Raw genomic sequence first — 23,330 nt, 5'->3', positions numbered from 1 at the left:
CGACGCGAAGACCGATCTCGCCTCGCTGACCGTCCTGGGCGTCGCCGGACTGGGCAATCTCGTGAACGTGGGCGCGTCGAGCGTCCGTTCCACCACAGCGCTCACCGACACGGATGCCGACGGAGCCTCCGACGTGACCTCCACCGTCGAGGCCACAGTGGGCGACATCCAACTGCTGGGCAACCAGGTCCAGGTCGAGGTGACCTCACCCGTGAAGGTGGAGGCGTCGTCCGACGGCACCACCGGAACTGCTGGGTTCGCGGACCCCGCCACAGTCGTGGTCCACGTCGGCGGCGCCGACATCCCGATCCCGCTCAACGGCAGCCCCGTCCAGATCGGCCTGCCGATCGCACTCGAAGCGTTGGTGGACCTGACCATCACCGGCTTCAGCCCGACCGACCAGTCCACGGGTGCCACCGGTGAGGCCAACCTGCAGTCTCTGCTCCGTGTCCAGCTCAAGGTCCTCGGCGCCCTGCCGGGCCTGCCCGATGCTGCCAACGTCGACCTCAGCCTGGTGCCGCTGCACGTGAAGGCCACCGCCCCCGCGGGCGGCGTCGAATGCCCGGTCGATCCCAATGCCGACCCCGACGGCGACGGACTCACCAATGCCGAGGAGACCGACCTCGGTACCGACCCCCAGNCGACACCACCCCGACCAACCCCCTCGAGGCCGACACCGACAACGACGGCCTCACCGACGCCGAGGAGAACACGGCCACCACCAACCCGAACGACGCCGACACCGACGACGGCGGCGTCAACGACGGCACGGAGGTCGACACCGACGGCACCGATCCCAAGGTCGGAGCCGACGACCTCACCGCCGACCCCGACGGCGACGGACTCACCAACGGCGAGGAGGCGGACGCCGGCACCGACCCGGGCNCCACCCCGACCAACCCCCTCGAGGCCGACACCGACAACGACGGCCTCACCGACGCCGAAGAGAACACCAACAGCACCGACCCCCACGACGCGGACACCGACGACGGCGGGACCAATGACGGCGACGAGGTGGCCGCCGGCACGGAGCCCGTCTCCACTCCCGGCGACGACGACCCGGACGCCGACGGCCTCACCAACGACGAGGAGACCGACCTCGGCACCGACCCCGACGTCGCCGACACCGACGGCGACGGCCTCCAGGACGGCGCCGAGCACGACGGCACCAGCAACGACTTCGACGCCACCCCCACCAACCCCCTCGAGGCCGACACCGACGGCGACGGCCTCACCGACGCCGAAGAGAACACCCACACCACCAACCCGAACGACGACGACACCGACGACGGTGGTCGCACGGACGGCGAGGAGGTCAACACCGACGACACCGACCCCTTGGTCGGCTCCGACGACCTCCTCGACAGTGACGACGACGGCCTGACCGACGGCCGCGAGGACGACCTGGGCACCGACCCGGCCAATCCCGACACCGACGGCGACGGGCTCCAGGACGGCGCCGAGGTCGACGACCACGGGACCGACCCCAACGAGGCCGACACCGACGGCGGCGGCACCAATGACGGCGACGAGGTGGCCGCCGGCACCGAGCCCGTCTCCACTCCCGGCGACGACGACCCGGACCTCGACGGTCTCGACAACGACGAGGAAGCCACCCACGGCACCGACCCGGCCGATCCCGACACCGACGGCGACACCATCAAGGACGGTGACGAGGTCACCGGTGACGGCAACCCGTTCAACGGCGCCGCGACCAACCCGCTGAAGGCCGACACCGACAACGACGGGCTCAGTGACAGCGCCGAGGTCACCTCGACGACCAACCCGAACGACAGCGACACCGACAACGACCGTTTGCTGGACGGCCGCGAGGTCAAGACCACTCGCACCAACCCGAAGGTCAAGGACACCGACCGTGACTCCCTGACCGACGGCCAGGAGGTCCTCGGCATCAACATGACGCAGAAGGTGCAGCTGGGTCGCAAGAACGTCCGCCGGATCGGCGTGGTCAGGACCAACCCGCTCAGGGTCGACACCGACGCCGACGGCATCAGGGACGGCCTCGAGGTCCGCGGCTACGTGATCAGGCAGAAGGTGATCGTGTCGAAGACGGGCCCGATCAGGACCTACACGATCGGCACGGTCCGCAGCGACCCGCGCAAGAAGGACACCGACGCCGACGGCGTCCAGGACAACGCGGAGCGCACGGGCTCGAGGAACAAGCGGTTCAACAGTCACAAGTCCAGTCCGGTCAACTACGACACCGACCGCGGCGGCAACACCGACGGGCGCGAGATCGCAGCCCACAGCGACCCGAGCAACGTCCGGTCGTCGCCGGGTCGTCCGCTGGGACGCTGATCTCCTGAGGGAGGCCGAAGGGGCGCCGGGTGAAACCCGGTGCCCCTTCGTCATTTACTGTCCTTGCATGAACAGCGTGCGCGCCCTCAGGGTTCCGGTGGGCGAGGACGACTCCCGCCGCGCCAACCGTCGCGACTGGGATCGGTACGCCGACGAGTACCAGGCCACGCACGGTTCCTTCCTCGGTGACGCCGGCTTCGTCTGGGGACCCGAGGGCCAGTCCGAGGCCGACCTCAAACTGCTCGGCGACGTCCGCGGGCGCGACGTACTGGAGCTGGGATCGGGCGCCGGGCAGTGCTCGCGCTGGGTCAACAGCCAAGGCGGCCGCGCGGTCGGCCTGGACCTCTCGATGCGCCAGCTCCAGCACTCGCGGCGGATCGACGCCGAGACCGGTGTGACCGTGCCGCAGGTCTGCGGAACCGCGACCCAGCTCCCGTTCGCCGACCGCTCCTTCGACGTCGTTTTCTGTTCGTTCGGCGCGTTGCAGTTCGTCGCCGACGGTGCGGCCGCAGTCGCGGAGACCGCCCGCGTCCTCCGCCCCGGTGGCCGGTTCGTCTTCTCGGTCACCCACCCGACGCGCTGGATGTTCCAGGACGATCCGGGCGAAGAGGGCCTTGTGGCCAACCAGTCCTACTGGGACCGCACGCCGTACGTCGAGGTGGACGACGAGACCGGCATGGTCAACTACGTCGAGCACCACCGCACGATCGGCGACTGGGTCGCCCTGCTCGCTGCCGAGGGCATGGCCCTGATCCGGTTCGAGGAGCCGGAGTGGCCCGCCGACCACGACCGCACCTGGGGCGGATGGTCCCGCACCCGCGGCCTGCTCACTCCCGGGACGGCGATCTTCGTGGCGGTCCTCAACGCATAGAGAGAGACGGCCCCCGCAAGCCGAAGCTCGTGGGGGCCGTCCCTATCTACGACCTTGCTCAGATGAAGCGGCGCCTCAGCGCAAAGGCTCCGAGACCGAGCCCGGCAAGGACGACCGCGCCCAGTGCACGCTGGACATTGCGTCCGCCTTCACCGTCCTCGCCCTTGATCTCGAACGAGTATGCAGTGAGACCGCGCGCGTTCTCCGGTGCGCCTTCAGCCATGCTGCCCGCGTTCGCACGCTTCGAGCCCGCCTCGACGATCGCGTAGAGCTTGCCGTACTGCTGCGTCGTCGCTTCGCCCGCGGCAACCAGCTTTTTGGTGCCTTCCTTCGACAGGCGATTGGCGCCCTCGGGAAGTGCAGGTGCCGAGGTCTTCGCCTTCTCCAGGCCCTCGGCCAGACGCCCTGAGCCGTCGGCGGCTTCGTCGAGGCCGTCAGCCAAGGTGCCGGCGCCCTCTGAGATCTGGCCGGCGCCGTCATTCGCTGCACCTGCTCCGGCCGACAGCTCGCTGGTTCCCGCGGACAGCGTCTCGAGACCGGCCGACAGTCGCCCGGCGCCCGAGGACAAATCGAGTCCTCCCTGGTTGAGCAGCGTGACGCCCTCCACGAGCGTGTTGACACCCGCGACCAGGTCGCCGCCGCCGTTGGCGAGGGCACCTGCCGCGCAGCGGAGCGTGGCCTTCGGATCGCAGCCAGGCGTCGGCTTTCCGAGTGCATCCAGCAGTGTCTGCTGGATGTTGGTCACCAGCGTGCTGACCAGTACCGGAACCCCGGCTCGGACAGCCTGGGCGGCCTGCTTGATACCGCAATCGTCCGCCCGCTCAGGAGTCCGTGCTGCTGCCGCGCAGTTGGTCACGTCGCCGTTGGACAGACCGCCCCGCAGCAAGTCGAGCCCGGCGCCCGCGCCCAGCAGCTGGGCGTCGACCTTGCTGTAGACGCCGGTCAATGCGTTCGCGGCACCCTCGATTTGTTGACGGGGGCCGTCCGGCAGGCCTGCTGCTCCGGCCCTCAGCTGATTCGCAACCAATTGAACCGCGTCCATGGCGCCGCACTTGGTCGGAGTGCCACCGGTCAGCGCGAGCGCGCAATCGTTCGGGCCTGGGAACCGCATGGCGTACTGGATCTGGTTCACTCCGCCCAGCAACGTGCCGGCGGTCGGCGAATCATCGCGAGTGCCGACTCCGGCGACGACCTTGTCCAGCGCACCGAGGAGGGTCTGATAGTCCACATTGCTCTTGAGTTCCTCCTGAACATTGTCAGGCAGCAACTGGACACCCTCGTACATCGTCTTGAGACCCTTGGCCAGGGCCTTCTGGCCCGCGGCGAGGCGCTTCGCACCGCTGGAGAGATCACCCGCTCCACTGTCGAGCTCGCCCAGGCCCCCAGAGAGCCTGTCGGCACCATCGGCAAGTTGGTCAGCACCGTCATCAAGCTGACCGGCACCGCGATCCAGAGCACCTGCACCATTCTTGAGGGTGCCGAGCCCATCGGACAGCTCGCCGGCACCGTTCGCCAGCTTTCGCGCACCTGGTGCGGCTTCACCGCTGAGGCCGGCGTTCAACTGGTCAGCGCCATCGCTGAGCTGGATGAGACCGGCAAGCAGGTCGCCGGCGCCGTCACGGAGCTTCAGAAGGTTCGAGTCGATCTCAGTAGCTCCGGCGACCAGTTCTGCACCGGTGTCCGCGCCGCCCTTGTAGCTGGTCGCGGCGCTCTTGAAGGTCGGACTTTCGAGTGGGTTTACGGGAAGGGCCGACAGGGAGGCACGCGGGACAACACCGTCTTCGATCTTGGCGGTGTAACCGAACGTCGCCGTGTCGGTTCCGATCGGCGGCACCAGAGTCATCGTGAACGACATCTTGGTGCCGCCGCGGCCGTCGCCGGCCATGTTGGCCTGGTCAGAGTGAACCTCAGTGAATGATTCCGGAAGCGTCGTGGTCAACGAGCCGACCATGGGGATGGGGACGTCCACGGTCTCCGTGACCATGCCGCCCTTGCCGTCCGGGAAGGAGATCTCCTGCTCTTCACCAGTAACGTTCGTGACGGTGTAGGTGACCTCGAGGTCTCCGTCTTCGCCTACGACGTCTCCGGCCTTGACCTTCTTGCCGTCCAGCTTGTAGTCAACGTCGACCTCGAGCGGCAAGTCGCCCTTGAAGTCGCTGACCGTGCGACGGCGCTCCACGCCGTCGACGTCTGCATCGACGTGCTGCTTGCCGTCCTTGGTGTCCACACCGCTGAAGTCGTCGAGATTGCGGAGACCGTCTTCCTCGATGGGGTTGTCGAGGACGACGCGGCCCTTGCCTGCGAGCGTGAGCTGTTCGTAGAGACGCTTCGTCTCGATCTTGCCGTCGGCGTCCGTGTAGACCTGCACGGTTTCTGTGTTGACCACATCAACGTCGGAGTCGGCGGCTGTCGGCGCCGCGGCGACGGAACCGCTGGGCAACGAGGCGCCTCCCAGGGTCAGGGCAGCAAGGCCCATGCCCAAGCGGACAAAGGTGCGGCTGTTGAGGGCGTTCATCGTGCGTTCTCCATCATCGAGTTCAGTTCGACTTCGTCGTCGCCCGGTGAGGGACGCGTCTGCCTGCGCAGCCCACCGTTCCCGGAAGACTTGGTTACCGGTGCAACCAATGAGGCTGCGAGGAAACCAACGGCCACAGTGATCAGGATCGTGGTCACAGCGGTCATCGACGTGTCGACAACCTCCGAAGGCGCCAGTGCGTAGCTGGCTTCATAACCTCCGGCCATCGCTGCGGCTCCCACAAGAGTTCCCCAGAGCGGAAGGCGGTTCAGGGTGATCAGGACGAGAGCGACGCACAACGCAATCACCAAGGCCAAGGCGACAGCCCGCCCTGTTGCGGTGTCCGGCATGAGTGCCGCCCGAACGAGATAGCCGACCCAAGCCGCCAGGAATCCACCCAAGAATGAGGTCATCCGCGCGAGGGGTGTCCGATCAGGCACCAACGCCATGACCGCGCCGAGCGCGGCCCCCATAAGTGCGGTGGACTCCAGCTCAAGGTCGAGCCCGGAACTCAAGAGAACGATCAGAACCCCTGCTACAAGCAGGGCCAGACCGGTTAACAAATTGGTGCGCACGCGCATTCTCCCTCCAAAACCTGGATGCATCCGCATCTCAGGCAGCCAACCGACGGACCTCCCAGGTACCCGTCGGCCGTTGGCCTTCCCCAGACCAATCGGAAAAGGGTAACCCACAGGTAACCTGATGTGAGAAATCGCACGCTCGGACCGTTGGAATCGCAACCACCAGCCGTGTGAAACACTCCCCAGCGTGGTGACGAAAACGGGGAGCCTGCCGAAGTGGCTCGTGGGTGGCAGTTCGATCGCGGTCGCCATCGGCATCATGAATGTCGCGACGTACGGCTTCACGATGGTCGCCGCGCGACTGCTCGGGCCCCAGCCGTACGGCGCACTCGCCAGCCTGATGGCCACCCTGCTGGTCTTCGGCGTGCTGCAGCTCGGGCTCCAGGCCACCGCGGCCCGTCGCATCTCCGCCGATCCCGGCCACGTCGGCCAGATCGAGCACACGATCATGCGGGTCACCTACCGTGCCGCGCTACTGCTCGGCCTCCTCCTGCTCGTGCTCACGCCGGTCATCAACTACGTGCTCCGGCTCGACAACCTCCTGGTCTCCGCACTGGTGGGTGTCTCCGCCGTGCCGATGACGGTGATGGGCGGCCAGGCCGGCATCCTCCAGGGAGAGCGCCGCTGGCTGCCGCTGGCCCTGGTGTACGTCGCCAACGGTGTGCCCCGCCTGCTGATCGGCCTGGCCCTGGTCGCCTGGGAGCCGACGGAGCTGAACGCAATGCTGGCCGTGGTCATCGGCCAGTTCGCCCCCGTCGTGGTCGGCTGGTTCGCGCTGCGCCAAGTGCGCCACCCGGGCGAGCAGAGCGACCGGCACGCGGCTCGCCCGATGGCCCGCGAGGCGATCCACAACTCCCAGGCCCTGTTCGCGTTCTTCGCGCTCTCCAACGCCGACGTGATCGTGGCCCGCAACGTGCTCGACTCCCACGACGCCGGTCTCTACGCCGGCGGGCTGATCCTCACCAAGGCGGTGCTGTTCCTGCCGCAGTTCGTGGTGGTGCTCGCCTTCCCTGCAATGGCCTCGGCCAGCGAACGACGACGCGCCCTGACCCGCAGCCTCTCGCTGGTCGCGCTCATCGGCGCGGTCGCCATCATCGGCTCGGTCGTCCTGTCCGGCCTGGCGATGGTCTTCGTCGGTGGCGACGACTACTCGGAGATCCAGTCGAAGCTCTGGCTGTTCGCCATCCTCGGCACGGCACTCTCGATGCTTCAGCTGCTGGTCTACTCGGTGCTGGCCCGCCAGGGGCAGCGTTCGATCTACCTGGTCTGGGCCGCGCTCGCGGTCCTCGTCGGCCTCGGCATGACCGCGGTCAGCAGCCTCGAGGGCCTGCTGGCGGTCGTGGTCGCCACGGACGCCGTGCTGCTCACCGTGCTCTTCGCGCTCAGCCTCTACCTGGTGCGCACCCCGGTCGAGGAGCCCGCGCAGGTCTGAGCTCGCGCGGCCGGTTCGATCGCGGCCAGCGCGGCCGACCCGACTGTGGCCCGCCCGGTCAGTGCGCGGCTTCGTGCCAGCTGCGGCCGGTACCGACGGAGACGTCGAGCGGGACGGCCAGGTCGGCGGCCGAGCCCATCTCGCGGCGTACGAGCTCCTCGAGCGCGTCCTTCTCCCCCGTGGCCACCTCGAAGACGAGTTCGTCGTGCACCTGGAGCAGCATGCGTGAGGCCAGGCCGGCGTCGGCGATGGCGGTGTCGACGTTGAGCATCGCCACCTTGATGATGTCGGCCGCCGAGCCCTGGATCGGGGCGTTCAGGGCCATCCGCTCCGCGGCCTCCCGCCGCATCCGGTTGTCGCTGTTGAGGTCCGGCAGGTAGCGGCGGCGGCCCATGATCGTCTCGGTGAACCCGGATCCGCGGGCCTCGTCGCGCAGACCACCGAGATAGTCGCGGATGCCGCCGAAGGTCTCGAAGTACTCGTCCATCAGGCCCTGCGCCTCACCCGGCGTGATGCGCAGCTGCTGGGAGAGTCCGAACGCGGAGAGCCCGTAGGCGAGCCCGTAGTTCATCGCCTTGATCTTGGCCCGTTGCTCGACCCCGACCTCGTCGGCGGGCAGCTCGAACACCTTGGCCGCGGTGATCGAGTGGAAGTCACGACCGGAACGAAACGCCTCGATCAGCTGCTCGTCGCCGGACAGGTCGGCCATGATGCGCATCTCGATCTGGCTGTAGTCGGCGGTCATCAGGCACTCGAACCCGTCGCCGACGACGAAGGCCTCGCGGATGCGGCGGCCGGCCTCGGTGCGGATCGGGATGTTCTGGAGGTTCGGGTCGGTGCTCGAGAGCCGCCCGGTCGCCGCGATGATCTGGTTGTAGGTGGTGTGGATGCGGCCGTCTCCGGCCACGGTCTTCAGCAGGCCCTCGACGGTCTGGCGCAGCCGGATCACGTCGCGGTGACGCAGCAGGTGCTGGAGGAACGGGTGCTCGGTCTTCTCGTAGAGCGACTGCAGCGCGTCGGCGTCGGTGGTGTAGCCGGTCTTGGTGCGCTTGGTCTTCGGCATGTCGAGCTCGTCGAAGAGGACCACCTGCAGCTGCTTGGGCGAGCCCAGGTTGATCTCCTTGCCGATCACCTCGTAGGCGTCGTCGGCGGCTGCCCTGACCTGGTCACCGAAGTCGGACTCCAGGCCCTCGAGGTAGTCGGTGTCGACGGCGATGCCGGTCTGCTCCATGCGGGCGAGGGTGCGGACCAGCGGCAGCTCGACGTCGGCGAGAAGGGCGGTGCCACCGTGCTCCTCGACGGACGTGTCGAGCGCGTCGGCCAGGTCGAGGATCGCGCGGGCGGTCAGCATCGCGACGTCACTCGCACCGCCGTCGTCGATCGTGTCGAAGCTCAGCTGGTCGGCGTCGCCGGTGTACTGCCGCAGCTCGCGCTTGAGGTAACGCAGGGTCAGGTCGGCCAGGTCGTAGGAGCGCTGGTCGGGTTGCACGAGGTAGGCAGCCAGCGCGGTGTCGACGGCCAGCCCGCGCAGCTCCCACCCGCGTGCGGCGAGGGCGAGCGCGGGGCCCTTCGCGTCGTGGAGCACCTTCGCCCGCGACTCGTCGGCGAACCATGCGGCGAGCGCCGCGTCGTCGTCGGGAGCAACCTCCGTGGCGTCGACCCAGGCCGCCCGCCCTGAGGCGGTGGCCAATGCGACCGACACGACGTCACCGGTGCCGGCCCGCCAGCTGCCCTGGACCGAGACCCCGACCCGCTCCGCACCGCCGGCATGCTCCTCGAGCCACGCGGCCACGCTGCCCGGCGCGAGCCGTTCACCCTCGAGCTCGAAGCCCTCTTCGGAGACCTCCTGCTCGGTCTCGGGGTCGATCGTGTCGATGAGTCGGGTGCGCAGCTCGCCCCGGAACTCGAGCTCGTCGAGCAGCTCGAGCCCGGTCGTGCGGTCCCAGCCCTGACGCGCCATCTCGCCCGGCCGCACCGGGAGGGTCAGGTCGCGCACCAGCGCGTTGAGGTGGCGGTTGCGGATCACGTCGCCGAGGTGCGCGCGCAGCGCCTCCCCCTTCTTACCGGTGATCTCGTCTGCCCGTGCGATCACGTTGTCGAGGCCGTCGTACTCGTTGATCCAGCGGGCGGCGAAGCCCGGGCCGACGCCCGGTACGCCGGGCAGGTTGTCGGAGGTCTCGCCCACGATCGCCGCCAACTCCGGGTAGCGCTGCGGCGGTACGCCGTACTTCTCCTCGACGTAGGCGGGCGTGAGCCGGGCCAGGTCGCTGACGCCGCGCATCGGGTAGAGCACCGTCGAGTCGTCGGTGACCAGCTGGATCGAGTCACGGTCGCCGGTGAGGATCAGGACCTCCATGCCCTCGGCCAGGGCCTGCGTGGTCAGCGTGGCGATGATGTCGTCGGCCTCGAAGCCGTCGAGCTCCATGTGGATGATCCGCAGGCTGTCGAGCACCCGCTGGATCAGGGGCAGCTGGCTCCGGAACTCGTCGGGAGTCTTGTTGCGCTTGGCCTTGTACTCGGCGTACTCCGCGAGGCGGAACGTCTGTCGGGACTTGTCGAACGCGACCGCCACGTGGGTCGGCTGCTCGTCGCGCAGCACGTTGACCAACATCGAGGTGAACCCGTAGACCGCGTTGGTGTGCTGGCCCGTGGCGGTCGAGAAGTTCTCGACCGGGAGCGCGAAGAACGCCCGGTAGGCGAGCGAGTGACCGTCGAGCAGGAGCAGACGGGGACGGGCAGGGCTGGAGGCAGCAGTCTCGGACACGCGTCGACTCTATCCAGTGGCGGGGACGGTCGGGCCCATGGGCACAATGGCCGCATGAGCGACGCGACCGCACCGAAGTCCCTGGCCGATCTCAGCATCGAGGAGTTCGTGGCTGCCATGCCCCAGGGCATGGGCAAGCTCAACGAGACGATGGGCATCGAGATCAAGGAGATCTCCGAGGACCGCATCGTCGCGACCATGCCGGTCGCCGGCAACACCCAGCCCTACGGACTGCTGCACGGTGGCGCTTCCGTCGTCCTCGCCGAGACCCTCGGCTCCATCGGCTCGGCGATCCACGCCTGGCCCGACAAGGTCGCCGTGGGCGTCGACATCAACGCCACGCATCACCGCGCCGTGACCTCCGGAGTGGTGACCGGAGTGGCCACGCCCATCCATCAGGGCCGGAGCATGGCCGCCTTCGAGATCGTCATCTCCAACGAAGCAGGCAAGCGGGTCTGCACCTCGCGGATCACCTGCGCGCTGATCCCGGCTGACCGGGTCTGACGACCCTCAGACGGACTCGCGCTGGCGGCGCAGCGACCTGCGCTGGGCCAGCACCTGTCCCAGCGGCTGGCGGTGGCCGACGGCATTGGCCGCCGGGCGGCGGACCGTCAACTTCGCGCGTACGACGTGGGTCGGCGCCACGCGCAACACTGCCTGGGGGGCCAGCGCCATGCGGGCGAGGAAGCGGTGTGCGTCGCGCGAGTTGCTCAGTGACGCGCCGGCAACGTGGCCGATGCCGCGCTCCTCGGCGTACTGGACCGCGGACTCCATGAGCGCACGGCCGACGCCGCGACGCCGGAAACTGGGGTGCACGTGGGGCGAGATCGCCTGCACGACCGGCTCGAGATTGATCGGCGACAGCACGCTCAGGCGCAGGTAGATCGCGCCGGCCACCGCTCCGTCGCACTCCGCGACGACGACCCGGTCGTCGTCACTGGCGGTCGCGGCCTCGATGATGGCGACCATGTCATCCGTGGCGGTTCCCACGGAGGGTCGCCGCATCAGATCCGCCCACAGCCCGACGAGATCGTGGGCGTCCGCCGTCGTGGCGTCACGCAGCACTACCTGCGATCGACTCATGGTCCTGCCTTCCTCACCCCAACACCCCGAACGTCTGGAGACTACGCTCAGCAACCCATCATTGTCATAGGAGTCCCCACTTGACCGGATTCGGCCCGGGCACGGGCACCGTCGTGAACGTCCTTGCCGTCCTCCTCGGGGCGGGCATCGGCGTGCTGCTCGGCAACCGTCTGCCCGAACGCACCCGCGACCTGGTCACCGACGCCCTCGGCCTGGTCACGCTCCTCATCGCCGCCGACAGCGCACGCGCGGCCTTCTCCCCCGCCCTCGCCGACCACACCGGCAAGGGCGCACCGTTGCTGATCGTCCTCGGCTCCCTGCTGGTCGGTGGGATCATCGGGTCGCTGCTCAGGCTGGAGCAGCGCGTCGAAGGCCTGGGCGGCTACCTTCAGCGGCGCCTGCAGGGCAGCGGGTCCACCGCGGAGCGGCACCGCTTCATCGAGGGGTTCGTGACCGCGTCCCTGATCTTCTGCACCGGGCCGCTGACCATCCTCGGCGCGCTCAACGACGGCCTCGGCAACGGCGCCGACCAACTGCTGCTCAAGTCCGCCCTCGACGGATTCGCCGCCATCGCTTTCGCGGCTGCGTTCGGGTGGGGTGTGGCGGCGAGCGTGCTCACCGTGGTCGTCGTGCAGGGCTCCCTGACCGGACTCGGGGTGGCGCTCGGCGACGTACTGCCCGAACCGCACCTGGCCGCGATCACCGCGTCCGGCGGCCTGCTCCTCGTCGGTGTGGCACTGCGCCTGCTGAGGATCCGCGAGCTCGCCGTGGCCGACCTCCTGCCGGCGCTCCTGGTGGCTCCGCTCCTCGTCACGGTCGCCCACGCCGTCGCCTGACCGGGTGATCGATGCGGATTCGTTGCAAGGTCGTTGCCTCAGGAGGGTGCCGCAGCCGTCACGAACCGGTCTACTGTGACTCAGCGATCCGTTCAGAGTGTGACCCGGGTCACGCTATAGTCCCCGCAGATCATCTGACCCCCATCTCGGCCACGCCGACAGGAGCCCCATGCACGTGCGACTGCTGCGAGTGTCGCTGCTCATCCTTCCCATGTTGTTCATGCTGCTCCTGGGAACGGGACTCTCCGGCGCTTCGGCGAGCCCGTCCGCGGACGACACCGCCGCGTCGGACGCATCCCCGGTCGCATCGGACAACGCGGAGACGGGCTGTCAGCTGACGAAGCCGCCGGACGACGAGACCCTGTCGATCTACGGCCTGATCTGCGACCGGCGCGAGAGCCCACGCGTACCGGTCCCCGACGTCACCGTGCTCGTCAAGGACACCTCTGGGAACGAGATCGGCCGCAGCGTCTCCGGCCCGGATGGCAGCTTCGTGATCGATCTCCCCGGTGAGCCGATCAACTACCTCGGCAAGACCTACGCGGTCAGCGTGGACAAGGCGACGCTCCCCGACGACACCGAGCCCGAGAAGACCGACCTCAAGATCGCCATCAACACCGACACCGACCAACCGGTGATCTTCCCGGTCGGGGCGGCCGGGCCCGGCGCCGAGGGCAAGCTGATCCAGGCCATCCAGCTGACCATCACCGGCCTGGTCTTCTCGGTGCTCCTGGCGATGGCCTCCCTCGGCCTCTCGATGATCTTCGGCACGACGGGTCTGACGAACTTCGCCCACGGCGAGCTGATCACGTTCGGTGCGCTGGTCGCTTTCGCGGTCGACAACCTCGACGGCGAGATACGCGTGGGGGGTGCCAACGTCACGATCATCGTGGGCGTGCTGGCCGCATTCCTCGTGTCGGGGCTCTTCGGCTGGGTCAATGACGCCGGGCTGTGGCGACCTCTTCGCCGACGCGGCAGCAGCCTTGTCGCGATGATGATCGTGAGCATCGGCCTCTCGATCTTCCTGCGCAACGTCTACCAGTACTTTGCCGGCGCGCAGGCGCGCAACTACTCCCAGTACGCCGCCATCGAGCCCTGGGAGTTCGGATCGCTCACCGTCACCAGCCGTGACGTGGTTGTCTTCGTCGTCGGCATGGGCGTCCTGATCCTGACCACGAGCCTCCTGCGCTACACCCGGCTCGGCAAGGCGACCCGTGCGGTCGCCGACAACCCGGCACTCTCCTCCGCGACCGGCATCAACGTCGAGCGCGTGATCAGCATCGTGTGGATCGGCGGAGCGGCGCTGGCCGGCATGGCCGGTGCTCTCCTCGGCGTCACCCAGGGCTTCGACTATCAGATCGGGTTCAAGCTCCTGCTCCTAGTGTTCGCCGCCACGGTGCTGGGCGGGCTGGGCACGATCTGGGGAGCCATCGTCGGCGCGTTCGTGATCGGGCTGTTCACCGAGCTCACCACGCTGTTCATCCCGGCCGAGTTCAAGTACGTCGGTGCGCTTCTCGTACTGATCGTTGTCCTGTTGATCCGGCCACAGGGACTCCTGGGCCGCGCCGAGCGAGTCGGCTGAGGAGGGAAGACATGGACTTTCACAATCTTCTGACGCTGTCCCTGCAGCAGGCCCTCGGGCCCACCGCGGTGATCTACGCGCTGGCCGCAATCGGACTCAACGTGCACTTCGGCTACACCGGGCTGCTCAACTTCGGCCAGGCCGGTTTCATGATGGTCGCCGGCTACGGCATGGTCTTCGTGGCCACCGAATGGGGGCTGAGCCTCTGGCTCGGCACCCTGGTCGGGCTGGTCCTCACAGTCATCCTGGCGCTGCTTCTCGGCCTGCCCACCCTGCGACTCCGGGCGGACTACCTTGCCATCGTCACGATCGCCGCGGCCGAGATCGTTCGACAGACGATCGGTGCTGCCAAGTTCTCCGACAAGTTCGGCGGCCAGGACGGCCTCACCGGCTTCATCCAGCCGTTCCGCGATGCGAACCCCTTCAGCGGCACCAAGGGCATCCCAGGCGTGGTCACGTGGAGCGCCTTCGACTTCTGGGTGATGACCGTCGGCTGGCTGCTCGTGGCGCTCAGCTGCGTGGTGGTGTGGCTGCTGATGCGCAGCCCCTGGGGCCGCGTGCTGAAGTCGATCCGTGAGGACGAGGACGCCGTACGCTCCCTCGGCAAGAACGTGACCTCCTACAAGATGCAGGCGCTGATCATCGGCGGCCTCTTCGGCGCGCTCGCCGGCTTCATGACCGCGCTGCGGTCTGCCTCGATCGGTCCGTCGTTCTTCGCAACCGATGTGACCTTCTTCGCCTACACGGTGCTGCTGATCGGCGGAGCTGCCCGCGTGCTCGGTCCTGTGGTGGGGTCGATCATCTTCTGGTTCCTGATCTCCGCGCTCGGCATCTTCTTCAGCCAGGCGACCGGCGGCACTGACCCGCTGATCCCTGCCAGCATCATGGACTCCACCCAGGCCAGCCTGATGCGCTTCATCTTCCTCGGCCTGGGACTGATGCTGCTGATGATCTTCCGACCACAAGGGATCTTCGGCGATCGAAGGGAGTTGGCCATCGATGCCCGCTGAGACCAGCCTGCCCACCAACATCGAGGCTTCGAACGAGGAAGGCCTGGCCCGCTCCAAGGCGGCCCGCGCCGCCCTCGCCGACGTCAAGACAGAGCCCGGCGCCGCCAAACCGGACCCGATCCTGCGCGCCGACGGCATCGTCCGTCAGTTCGGCGGCCTACGGGCCGTCGATGTCGAGCACCTCGAGGTTCAACGTGGCGTGATCACCGCACTGATCGGCCCCAACGGTGCCGGCAAGACCACCTTCTTCAACCTGCTCACCGGCTTCGACCGTCCGGACGAGGGCGAGTGGTGGTTCAACGACAAGAAGCTGAACCGGGTGCCCGCCTACAAGGTGGCCCGCATGGGCATGGTCCGCACCTTCCAGCTGACCAAGGTGCTGGCCCGGCTCACCGTGCTCGAGAACATGCGCCTCGGCGCCACCGGCCAGCGTGGCGAGAGCCTGCTCTCCGCGATGCTCCAGCCTCGATGGGCCGGCCAGGAGGCCGCGAACACCGAGCGGGCACACGACCTGCTCGCCCGGTTCCTCCTCGACAAGAAGGTCCAGGACTTCGCCGGCTCGCTGTCCGGCGGTCAGCGCAAGCTCCTCGAGATGGCGCGGGCGCTGATGACCGAGCCCGAGCTGGTCATGCTCGACGAGCCGATGGCGGGTGTGAATCCGGCGCTCAAGCAGTCCTTGCTGGGGCACGTGAAGTCGCTGCGCGACGAAGGCCGCACGGTCCTGTTCGTCGAGCACGACATGGACATGGTCCGTGACATCTCCGACTGGGTCATCGTGATGGCGCAGGGGAGGATCGTGGCCGAGGGCCCGCCTGACTCCGTCATGGCCGACCAGCGCGTGATCGATGCCTATCTGGGCGCACACCACGACGTGGCCCTCACGTTCGAGGCGGAGGAGGAGATCCTCGCCGCGGCCGAGGCAGAGATCGAGCAGGAGGAGCACAATGACTGACGACACCGTGACCCCCGAACGCAGCCAGCACCTGGCGGCCGCCGATGGGGCGGTGCTGCGTGCGGACGATCTCATCGCGGGATACCTGCCAGGGGTGAACATCCTCAACGGCACCGATCTCTACTGCCACAAGGGAGAGCTGGTCGGCATCATCGGCCCCAACGGCGCCGGCAAGTCAACCCTGCTCAAGGCCCTCTTCGGTCTCGTGAAGGTCTCGACCGGCAAGGTGGTCCTCAACGGCGACGACATCACCAACCAGCGGGCCGACAAGCTGGTCACCGCCGGCATCGGGTTCGTCCCCCAGACCAACAACGTCTTCCCGTCGCTGACCATCCAGGAGAACCTCGAGATGGGCTCCTTCCAGCGTCCGAAGTCGTTCAAGAAGCGCTTCGAGTTCGTCGGCGAGCTCTTTCCTGCCCTGCTGGACCGCCGCGCTCAGCGGGCCGGGTCGCTGTCGGGTGGTGAGCGCCAGATGGTGGCCATGGGGCGAGCGCTGATGATGGAGCCGTCGGTGCTGCTGCTCGACGAGCCTTCGGCGGGTCTCTCCCCCGTGATGCAGGACGAGGTCTTCGTGCAGACCCGCCGCATCAACCGTGCCGGCGTGTCCGTGGTCATGGTCGAGCAGAACGCCGCACGATGCCTACAGATCTGCGACCGGGCCTACGTGCTCGACCAGGGTCGCAACGCCTACACCGGCACCGGCCAGGCCCTGGCCAACGACCCCAAGGTCATCGAGCTCTACCTGGGCACCCTGGCCAAGCACTGACCTGACCTCACGGTCACGTACGCCGTACACACCGTTCGCACACCGCGAGCACACAAGAGGGGCCCGGCCGAATCGGCCGGGCCCCTCAGTGCTTGGTGCTGTGACGAATCAGTTCGACTGCGGCACGACGCCGGAGACGTTGTCGATCTCGTCGTACTTGTTGCCCTTCTTGTACTCGTAGATGCCGTAGGAACCGGCAACCAGCGAGCCCGAGTCGGTCATGTCGGCCGCACCGGACTTGCCGTCGTAGTCGATGTCCTCGCCGTCGGCCAGCAGCTCCGCGCACTCCTTGAACTCAGTGCACTTCGTGCCTTCGCGGGTGACGTCGACGATGTTGGCGCCGATCGTCGTACCGGAGTCGTCCTTGCCGGCGATCGCCGCGAGCGCACTGATCACGACGGCGTCGTAGGACTCGGCGCCGTAGGTCAGCGTGTCCTTGACACCGGGCTGCTTCTTGAGTCGCGCGATGAACTCCGCGTTCGGTGACGCAGGCGCCGGCGAGGTGGCCAGAACGCCGGTGAGGTCGAAGCCCTTGTAGCTGTCGGACAGGTTGCCGTCCACGAAGTAGATCTGGACATCCTGGGGGCCGTAGCCCTTGGCGATCAGCTGCGGGATGATCTTCGAGGTCTCGTTGAACGACACCAGGACGATCGCGTCGGGCTTCGAGGCGGCGATCTTGTTCACCTCGGCGGTGAAGTTCTGCGCGTCGGCCGAGTAGAGCGTGCTCTCGCTGACCGTGGCGCCCTTCTCCTTCAGCACCTCCTCGATGCGCTTCGACAGGCCCTCGCCGTAGAAGTCCTGCCGACCCATGATGGCGACGTTGCTGTGGTCGTCCTCGATGATCCGGTTCGCCAGGATCTCGCCCTGCAGGATGTCGGACGGTGCGGTGCGGAAGTAGAGGCCGTTGTCGTCGTAGGTGTCGAACCCGGCCGCGGTGTTCGCGGGCGAGAACTGCACCACGTTGCTGCCGGTGATCTTGTCGATGACACTGACCGAGACACCCGAAGCGGCCGCCCCGACGATGACGTCGGACTTGGCGCTCAGGAGCTTGTCGACCTCGGCTCCCGCGATGTCGGGTGTGCCGTCGCCCGAGTCGGCCTTGGACTGGACGACCTTCTTGCCGTTGACCCCGCCAGCGGCGTTGATGTCGTCGACTGCGAGCTGCACGCCGGCGAACTCCGGCGGGCCGAGGAACGCGAGGTCGCCGGTCTGCGGCAGCAGGGTGCCGATGGTGAGCGTCCCGTCGCCCTTCTTGGCACCAGTCGAGGACTTGTCGTCGCTGGCGGTCTTGTCATCGCCGCTGTCGTCGCTGCCACAGCCAGCCAGTGCCAGCGAGCCCACGAGAGCAAGTACAGCGAGACGCGCGAATTGTGTGGGGCGCTTCATGAAGCCTCCGGTTCATCTTTGTGGCGCCGACGGCACACCGCCGCCGAATCTGTAACGAAATTAGCGCCAAACAGGACACTGGCGACCAAGCACGCAACCTCGTTGCCAAGTTGTGACCTGCGCGACACCCGTCGTTACAAGGAGCTCGAGCCCGGCCCGTGCTCGACCACGCCGTCAGAGACCTGCTTCATCGAGAGCCGGAGGTCCATCGCGGTCTTCTGGATCCACCGGAAGGCGTCGGGCTCGCTGAGTCCGAGCTCCTTCTGGAGCACGCCCTTGGCGCGCTCGACCGACTTGCGGGTCTCGAGGCGCTCGGTCAGGTCGGCGACCTCGGACTCCAGGGCGGCCAGCTCGGTGAACCGGCTCACCGCCATCTCGATGGCCGGCACCAGGTCGTTGCGGGAGAACGGCTTGACCAGGTAGGCCATCGCACCGGCGTCACGGGCCCGTTCGACCAGGTCGCGCTGGGAGAAGGCGGTCAGCATCAGGCATGGCGCGATGCGCTGCTCGGCGATGCGCTGGGCGGCGGAGATGCCATCGAGCTTGGGCATCTTCACGTCGAGGATCACCAGGTCGGGGCGCAGCTGCTCGGCCAGGGCCACGGCCTGCTCGCCGTCGGCGGCCTGACCGACGACGTCGTACCCCTCCTCACCCAGCATCTCGGCGAGGTCCATGCGGATCAGCGCTTCGTCCTCGGCGATGACGACGCGGCGGGCGGGGCTGGCGCTGGGCTGTTCGGTCACGGCGTCAAGACTAGTGGGTATCGCCGGAGGTTCGTTGGGGGTGGCCCGTGCTCTGGGTGCGTGCATCGCAAGGCGGAGGAGCGAAGGCGGGGCGGAGCCCCGTCGAGTCTCCGACAACGCCGCGAGGTGCGTGCACAGGGTGCGGGACACACGACGAACCTCCGGTGGTGCCCACTCGGGCGCTCGGCCGCGCCACGTCGAAATCAGACTGGTCACGAGTGGCGGCCCGCCGGAACGCCCGCGTCTCCGTCGGGTAACCTGTGCACGCTTAGGCCCCGGTATTCCAACCGGCAGAGAAGATCGGCTCAAAACCGATACAGTGTGGGTTCGAATCCCACCCGGGGCACACAATTCGTTGACTCGGCGTCCTCGCTGTCGGTGGTCAACTCCATGCTGGACGTATGGTTCACGTCCGCCCCATCGAGACCGTCGAGAGCGCCTTGCGCGCCTCAGATGCGGGCATGGGCGACGCCGAGAACGCGCTGCTCCACGGCGTTGCGATCAAGACCATCCGCCGCTGGCGGCGGCTCTACCAGAGGCGAGGACTTCCGCGCGGCCAGGGCCACACCATCGCTCCGTGCCCCAGGTGCGGATCAGAAGTCCTCGATGAAGTTGCCTACGCGGAACTTCTCGGGTGGTACCTGGGCGATGGTCACCTCATCCTCGCCCGCCGCGGCGTCTGGACCTTAGCCATTTTCAACGACCTGAAATACACCCAGGCAAACGCTCGTCTTCTCGACCTCATGCGGCGAGTGAAGCCAGGCGGACGCCCGCACACCAGGGAAAGACCAGGCTGTCTCATCACGGCGATGGGGTGGAAGCACTGGCTGTGCCTGTTCCCGCAGCACGGACCCGGCCGCAAGCATGAACGTTCCATCACCCTCGAGTCGTGGCAGCAGGAGATCGTGGACACCCACCCGGCCGACTTCCTGCGCGGCCTGTTCCACTCCGACGGTTGTCGGTCCAAGAACTGGGCCTCGAAGATCGTCGCAGGAGTGAAGAAGCGTTATGACTACCCCCGGTGGGAGTTCAGCAATCGCTCAGACGACATCCACGCCCTGTGTGGCGCGGCCCTCGACCGACTCGACATCCCGTGGAGGCGGTCAGGAAAGTTTCATCTCTCGGTGTCACGACGTGACGCAGTCGCCGCCCTTGACGAAGCGATCGGGCTGAAGTGTTGAACTGGTCAGCGCTTGCGCTGGTACGCCGGCGCCATCATGTTGACCTGGCCCATCATCTCCTCGGGGTGCTCCACGAGCGACCACGATCGTGCAGGTGTCGAGTTGTGACACCGATTTTCGCGCAGAAGCGACCCGGATCATGCACGTGCATGATCCGGGTCGTGCGCGGGCCGACCGTGGTCAGCGCGTGCGCTTGTACGCCGGGGCCACCTCGTTGATGGCATCGCCGATGCGGTGGATCCGCAAGGCGTTCGTCGAGCCGGGGATGCCGGGAGGCGAACCGGCGATGATCACGACGAGGTCGCCTTCCTTGACCCGGCCGATCGACAGCAAGGCCTCGTCGACCTGGCGCACCATCTCGTCGGTGTGCTCGACCGCGGCAGTCTTGAACGTCTCCACACCCCAGGTCATCGACAGTTGGGAGCGCACCTTGGCCTCGGGGGTGAACGCCAGGATCGGGATGTGCCCGCGGTAGCGCGCCAGACGACGGGCGGAGTCACCGCTCTGGGTGAACGCGACGAGGTACTTCGCCCCGACCCGCTCCCCCACCTCGGCGGCGGCCTTCGCGATGACGCCACCGCGGGTCTTGGGGTTCCAGTCGATCGCGGTCATGTGCTTGAGGCCATGGTCCTCCGCCGAACCGAGGATCCGCTCCATGGTCTGGACCGTGATGATGGGGTACTCCCCCACGCTCGTCTCACCGGAGAGCATCACCGCGTCGGTGCCGTCGAGCACGGCGTTGGCGACGTCGGACGCCTCCGCCCGCGTCGGCGCCGGAGCCGAGATCATCGACTCCAGCATCTGGGTCGCCACGATCACCGGCTTGGCGTTGCGACGGGCCTTGTCGATGACCCGCTTCTGCAGGAACGGCACGTCCTCGAGCGGGCACTCGACGCCGAGGTCGCCACGCGCCACCATCAGCCCGTCGAAGGCCTTCACGATCTCGTCGAGGTTGTCGATCGCCTGCGGCTTCTCGATCTTGGCGATCACCGGCACGAGCACGCCGACCTCCCGCATCACCTCGCGAACGTCCTCGACGTCCTTCGCGTTGCGGACGAACGACAGCGCGATGAAGTCGACGCTGAGGGACAGCGCGAACCGGAGGTCCTCGATGTCCTTGGTCGACAGTGCCGGCACCGACACCGCGACGCCGGGCAGGTTGATGCCCTTGTGGTCGCTGACCTTGCCGCCGACGACCACCTCGGTGTTGACCGTGTCGCCCTCGACCGACACGACCTTCAACCGCACCTTGCCGTCGTCGATCAGGATCGGGTCGCCGGCCGACACGTCACCGGGCAGTCCGGCGTACGTCGTGGACGCGATCTCGTTGTTGCCCGGGACCTCGCGCGTGGTGATTGCCCAGGCCTGGCCCTTCTTCAGCTTGACCGGACCGTTCGGGATCAGGCCGAGGCGGATCTTGGGGCCCTGGAGATCAGCGAAGATGCCGACGCCGTGCCCGCTCTCGTCGGAGGCCTTGCGGACGAGCTCGTAGCTGCGACGGTGGTCCTCGTGGGTGCCGTGGCTCATGTTGAGCCGGGCCACGTCCATGCCGGCGTCGACGAGTTGGCGGATGGACTCGGGGGACGACGTGGCGGGCCCGAGGGTGCACACGATCTTTGCTCTACGCACGAACCAAACCTACCGGTCGGCGTGAACGTGGGAGCAACGGCTCGTTCACACCGGACGATCAGGCAGTGCACACACGAGGCCGTCGAAGGCTGCATCCGACCACGCCAGGAAATGACCGACCCGTCGTGAGTTTCGAGAACTCACGACGGGTCGGTCAGAACTGGCGACGGGTCAGACGACGAGCGGACGGGCCGTCGGCGGGATCGGCGCCGGCAGGGTCGTCGATCCGGTGAGGAACTCATCGACGCCGGCGGCCGCGGCACGGCCCTCGGCGATCGCCCACACGATCAGCGACTGCCCGCGACCGGCGTCACCGGCCACGAAGACACCCTCGACCGAGGAGGCGTACTTGTTGTCCCGGGCCACGTTGCCGCGCTCGTCGAGCTCGACACCGAGCTGGTCGATCAGGCCGTCCTGCTCGGGTCCGACGAAGCCCATCGCGAAGAGCACGAGCTCGGCGGGGATCTCCCGCTCGGTCCCCTCGATCTCGGTCAGCTTGCCGCCCTCGAAGACCACGTCGACCAGGACCAGGGCCCTGACGTTGCCGTCGTCGTCACCGAGGAACTCCTTGGTGGAGACGGCGTACACGCGGTCGCCGCCCTCCTCGTGGGCCGAGGAGACCTTGAAGGTCATGGGGTACGTCGGCCACGGCTGGTTGCTCGGCCGTGCCTCGGGCGGCTGCGGCAGGATCTCGAGCTGGGTGATCGAGGCAGCACCGTGGCGGATCGACGTGCCGAGGCAGTCGGCACCGGTGTCGCCACCGCCGATGATCACGACGTTCTTGCCGTCGGCGCGGATCTGGTCCGAGCCATCCGATGTCGCAGGCTCGCCGAGCGAGGCCCGGTTCGACTGGGGCAGGAACTCCATGGCCTGGTGGATGCCACCGAACTCGCGTCCGGGCACCGGCAGGTCACGGGCCTTGGTCGAACCCACGGCGATGACCACCGCGTCGTACCGACCGCGCAGCTCGTCGGCAGTGATCTCCGCACCCACGTCGACACCGGCGCGGAACACCGTGCCCTCGCGACGCATCTGCTCGAGCCGCTTGTCGAGGTGCTTCTTCTCCATCTTGAACTCGGGGATGCCGTAGCGCAGCAGCCCACCGATCTTGTCCGCGCGCTCGTAGACCGCGACGGTGTGACCGGCCCGGGTCAGCTGCTGGGCGGCGGCCAGACCGGCCGGACCGGAGCCGATCACGGCCACGGTCTTGCCGGAGAGCCACTCGGGCGGCTGGGGCCGGACGAAGCCGGACTCCCACGCCTTGTCGATGATCGAGACCTCGACGTTCTTGATCGTCACCGGGTCCTGGTTGATGCCCAGGACGCAGGCGGTCTCACACGGCGCCGGGCACAACCGACCGGTGAACTCCGGGAAGTTGTTGGTCGCGTGGAGACGGTCGATCGCGCCTTCCCAGTCGTCACGCCAGACCAGGTCGTTCCACTCCGGGATGATGTTGCCCAGCGGGCAGCCCTGGTGGCAGAACGGGATGCCGCAGTCCATGCAACGGCCGGCCTGCTTGGTGATGATCGGAAGCAGGGCGCGGCCGACGCCGTCGGGGTAGACCTCGTTCCAGTCCTTGACCCGCTCGTCGACGGGACGACGGGTCGCGACCTCGCGGCCGTCCTTCAGAAAGCCCTTGGGGTCAGCCATGATTGGCCCCTTCCTGGTGAGTTCCGGGGA

Annotated in this window: 18 protein-coding genes, 1 tRNA gene and 1 pseudogene; 12 read left to right on the top strand and 8 right to left on the bottom strand. The window is 67.7% G+C overall.

Translation table 11 applies throughout. The annotated features are described in order from the left end of the window. Positions 1 to 641: 641 nt before the first annotated feature. The 3 genes and pseudogenes from ASH02_RS27535 to ASH02_RS09730 all read left to right on the top strand — a co-directional run. Positions 642 to 885, top strand: a pseudogene (locus tag ASH02_RS27535) (hypothetical protein); the annotation flags it as partial. A gap of 1 nt (position 886) precedes the next feature. Then, positions 887 to 2,319: binary toxin-like calcium binding domain-containing protein (locus tag ASH02_RS27530; protein WP_442938386.1), on the top strand; the 1,433-nt coding region annotated here is incomplete at its 5' end. Positions 2,320 to 2,386: 67 nt separating this feature from the next. Then, the gene (locus ASH02_RS09730) at positions 2,387 to 3,190 is read left to right on the top strand and encodes a class I SAM-dependent methyltransferase (RefSeq protein WP_057294637.1); all 804 of its coding nucleotides are present in this window, start codon (positions 2,387 to 2,389) and stop codon (positions 3,188 to 3,190) included. Positions 3,191 to 3,248: 58 nt separating this feature from the next. Here ASH02_RS09730 and ASH02_RS09725 read toward each other — a convergent pair whose 3' ends face one another. Both ASH02_RS09725 and ASH02_RS09720 read right to left on the bottom strand, forming a co-directional pair. After that, a complete protein-coding gene (locus ASH02_RS09725; protein WP_057294636.1) occupies positions 3,249 to 5,705 on the bottom strand; it encodes a hypothetical protein in 2,457 nt (818 codons plus the stop codon). Next, positions 5,702 to 6,286, bottom strand: coding sequence for a hypothetical protein (locus tag ASH02_RS09720; RefSeq protein ID WP_057294635.1), 585 nt, complete (start codon positions 6,284 to 6,286; stop codon positions 5,702 to 5,704). The genes ASH02_RS09725 and ASH02_RS09720 overlap by 4 nt, the downstream gene beginning before the upstream one ends. Before the next feature lie 187 nt (positions 6,287 to 6,473). Here ASH02_RS09720 and ASH02_RS09715 point away from each other — a divergent pair, with 187 nt between their 5' ends. Then, complete coding sequence (locus tag ASH02_RS09715; protein WP_156409740.1) at positions 6,474 to 7,718, top strand: lipopolysaccharide biosynthesis protein; 1,245 nt, start codon at positions 6,474 to 6,476, stop codon at positions 7,716 to 7,718. A gap of 58 nt (positions 7,719 to 7,776) precedes the next feature. Here ASH02_RS09715 and polA read toward each other — a convergent pair whose 3' ends face one another. After that, positions 7,777 to 10,482: a DNA polymerase I gene (polA, locus tag ASH02_RS09710; RefSeq protein ID WP_057294633.1), complete on the bottom strand. Its 2,706-nt coding sequence runs from the start codon at positions 10,480 to 10,482 to the stop codon at positions 7,777 to 7,779. 54 nt (positions 10,483 to 10,536) lie between these two features. Between polA and ASH02_RS09705 the strand changes: the two genes are divergently transcribed. After that, positions 10,537 to 10,986 carry a hotdog fold thioesterase gene (locus tag ASH02_RS09705; RefSeq protein WP_056676938.1) on the top strand — a complete coding sequence of 150 codons (450 nt, stop codon included), beginning with the start codon at positions 10,537 to 10,539 and terminating at the stop codon, positions 10,984 to 10,986. Positions 10,987 to 10,992: 6 nt separating this feature from the next. Here ASH02_RS09705 and ASH02_RS09700 read toward each other — a convergent pair whose 3' ends face one another. Then, the gene (locus tag ASH02_RS09700) at positions 10,993 to 11,565 is read right to left on the bottom strand and encodes a GNAT family N-acetyltransferase (protein ID WP_056676936.1); all 573 of its coding nucleotides are present in this window, start codon (positions 11,563 to 11,565) and stop codon (positions 10,993 to 10,995) included. An 80-nt stretch (positions 11,566 to 11,645) separates the two neighbouring features. Between ASH02_RS09700 and ASH02_RS09695 the strand changes: the two genes are divergently transcribed. The 5 genes from ASH02_RS09695 (at position 11,646) to ASH02_RS09675 (ending at position 16,711) form a co-directional block, all read left to right on the top strand. Next, positions 11,646 to 12,401 carry a DUF554 domain-containing protein gene (locus ASH02_RS09695; RefSeq protein WP_057294632.1) on the top strand — a complete coding sequence of 252 codons (756 nt, stop codon included), beginning with the start codon at positions 11,646 to 11,648 and terminating at the stop codon, positions 12,399 to 12,401. Between the two features lie 169 nt (positions 12,402 to 12,570). Beyond that, entirely contained in the window at positions 12,571 to 13,983 is a 1,413-nt protein-coding gene (locus ASH02_RS09690; RefSeq protein ID WP_056890859.1) for a branched-chain amino acid ABC transporter permease, read from the top strand. Between the two features lie 11 nt (positions 13,984 to 13,994). Continuing rightward, positions 13,995 to 14,993: a branched-chain amino acid ABC transporter permease gene (locus ASH02_RS09685; protein WP_056890858.1), complete on the top strand. Its 999-nt coding sequence runs from the start codon at positions 13,995 to 13,997 to the stop codon at positions 14,991 to 14,993. Next, a complete protein-coding gene (locus tag ASH02_RS09680) occupies positions 14,983 to 15,945 on the top strand; it encodes an ABC transporter ATP-binding protein (protein WP_056890857.1) in 963 nt (320 codons plus the stop codon). The genes ASH02_RS09685 and ASH02_RS09680 overlap by 11 nt, the downstream gene beginning before the upstream one ends. Beyond that, positions 15,938 to 16,711 carry an ABC transporter ATP-binding protein gene (locus ASH02_RS09675; RefSeq protein ID WP_057294631.1) on the top strand — a complete coding sequence of 258 codons (774 nt, stop codon included), beginning with the start codon at positions 15,938 to 15,940 and terminating at the stop codon, positions 16,709 to 16,711. Before ASH02_RS09680 ends, ASH02_RS09675 begins: the two co-directional genes overlap by 8 nt. 108 nt (positions 16,712 to 16,819) lie before the next feature. On the opposite strand, the gene ASH02_RS09670 is transcribed toward ASH02_RS09675, so the two are convergent. Continuing rightward, complete coding sequence (locus tag ASH02_RS09670; RefSeq protein ID WP_235539018.1) at positions 16,820 to 18,052, bottom strand: ABC transporter substrate-binding protein; 1,233 nt, start codon at positions 18,050 to 18,052, stop codon at positions 16,820 to 16,822. Between the two features lie 179 nt (positions 18,053 to 18,231). Beyond that, the gene (locus ASH02_RS09665; protein WP_268788274.1) at positions 18,232 to 18,840 is read right to left on the bottom strand and encodes an ANTAR domain-containing response regulator; all 609 of its coding nucleotides are present in this window, start codon (positions 18,838 to 18,840) and stop codon (positions 18,232 to 18,234) included. Between the two features lie 272 nt (positions 18,841 to 19,112). Between ASH02_RS09665 and ASH02_RS09660 the strand changes: the two genes are divergently transcribed. Together ASH02_RS09660 and ASH02_RS09655 are read left to right on the top strand one after the other, a co-directional pair. After that, positions 19,113 to 19,186 (top strand) — tRNA-Leu (locus ASH02_RS09660). A gap of 55 nt (positions 19,187 to 19,241) precedes the next feature. After that, a complete protein-coding gene (locus tag ASH02_RS09655) occupies positions 19,242 to 20,021 on the top strand; it encodes a hypothetical protein (protein WP_056676915.1) in 780 nt (259 codons plus the stop codon). A 180-nt stretch (positions 20,022 to 20,201) separates the two neighbouring features. Here the strand turns inward: ASH02_RS09655 and pyk are convergent, their stop codons facing one another. Further along, positions 20,202 to 21,650 carry a pyruvate kinase gene (pyk, locus tag ASH02_RS09650; protein ID WP_056676913.1) on the bottom strand — a complete coding sequence of 483 codons (1,449 nt, stop codon included), beginning with the start codon at positions 21,648 to 21,650 and terminating at the stop codon, positions 20,202 to 20,204. Between the two features lie 171 nt (positions 21,651 to 21,821). Continuing rightward, complete coding sequence (locus tag ASH02_RS09645; protein ID WP_056676910.1) at positions 21,822 to 23,300, bottom strand: glutamate synthase subunit beta; 1,479 nt, start codon at positions 23,298 to 23,300, stop codon at positions 21,822 to 21,824. Positions 23,301 to 23,330 lie beyond the last annotated feature (30 nt).

The organism is Nocardioides sp. Soil796 (assembly GCF_001429525.1).
GTDB lineage: Bacteria > Actinomycetota > Actinomycetes > Propionibacteriales > Nocardioidaceae > Nocardioides.
The sequence above is the reverse complement of the archived record's forward strand: the minus strand, read 5'-3'. Positions and strand labels throughout refer to the sequence as shown.

Bases quoted from the DNA above. Each gene is read 5' to 3' on its own strand.
- ASH02_RS09730 (WP_057294637.1), top strand. From the start codon at position 2,387: ATGAACAGCGTGCGCGCCCTCAGGGTTCCGGTGGGCGAGGACGACTCC.
- ASH02_RS09725 (WP_057294636.1), bottom strand. From the start codon at position 5,705: ATGAACGCCCTCAACAGCCGCACCTTTGTCCGCTTGGGCATGGGCCTT.
- ASH02_RS09720 (WP_057294635.1), bottom strand. From the start codon at position 6,286: ATGCGCGTGCGCACCAATTTGTTAACCGGTCTGGCCCTGCTTGTAGCA.
- ASH02_RS09705 (WP_056676938.1), top strand. From the start codon at position 10,537: ATGAGCGACGCGACCGCACCGAAGTCCCTGGCCGATCTCAGCATCGAG.
- ASH02_RS09700 (WP_056676936.1), bottom strand. From the start codon at position 11,565: ATGAGTCGATCGCAGGTAGTGCTGCGTGACGCCACGACGGCGGACGCC.
- ASH02_RS09690 (WP_056890859.1), top strand. From the start codon at position 12,571: ATGCACGTGCGACTGCTGCGAGTGTCGCTGCTCATCCTTCCCATGTTG.
- ASH02_RS09685 (WP_056890858.1), top strand. From the start codon at position 13,995: ATGGACTTTCACAATCTTCTGACGCTGTCCCTGCAGCAGGCCCTCGGG.
- ASH02_RS09680 (WP_056890857.1), top strand. From the start codon at position 14,983: ATGCCCGCTGAGACCAGCCTGCCCACCAACATCGAGGCTTCGAACGAG.
- ASH02_RS09675 (WP_057294631.1), top strand. From the start codon at position 15,938: ATGACTGACGACACCGTGACCCCCGAACGCAGCCAGCACCTGGCGGCC.
- ASH02_RS09655 (WP_056676915.1), top strand. From the start codon at position 19,242: ATGGTTCACGTCCGCCCCATCGAGACCGTCGAGAGCGCCTTGCGCGCC.
- ASH02_RS09645 (WP_056676910.1), bottom strand. From the start codon at position 23,300: ATGGCTGACCCCAAGGGCTTTCTGAAGGACGGCCGCGAGGTCGCGACC.